The sequence below is a fragment of the Vibrio sp. 2130-1 genome (assembly GCF_033339515.1).
Window position 1 is genome coordinate 1 of the sequence record NZ_JAWOUT010000664.1, and the last position, 536, is coordinate 536.

The window sequence follows — 536 nt, forward strand, 5'->3', positions numbered from 1 at the left end:
CTTGGCCTAATTGCGCTTGAGGGATTCCAGGCCCATCGTCTTCGATAATCAGGTGGATACTATCCTTATCCTGAGTAGAGTGGACGCGAATCATGCTATTTGCCCATTTATAGCCATTTTCAAGCAAGTTACCGATCATTTCATCGAGGTCGGTTTTTTCGACTGCAGCATTCAACTCAGAATCAAGCTCATTAACTAAGGTGATGTCTCGCTCGGCATAGACTTTATCGAACGCCATTGAGATAGCATCCACTCGCTCTGCTGGATTGGCTTTGACAGAAAGGATGTTCATGGAACCCGCCATTCGAGCGCGACCTAAATGATAGTCGATGTGATCTTGAATCTGGTTGAGTGGGGCGTTTAAGCGGGCTTGCGTTTTGGGCTCTAGCGTTTGCACTTCATTTTTTAACACAGATAGCGGCGTTTTAAGTGCGTGTGACAAATTACCCGCGTGGTTACGCGCACGTTCCAGTAACTCCTGATAGTGGAAAAGCAGAGCATTGAGGTCAGAAATAAGCGGCGAAATCTCTTTCGGA

1 pseudogene is annotated in these 536 nt (G+C 46.8%); it reads right to left on the minus strand.

What is annotated here, in order from left to right:
- Nucleotides 1-536 (minus strand): annotated as a pseudogene (locus tag R7Q09_RS28020) (ATP-binding protein); the annotation flags it as partial.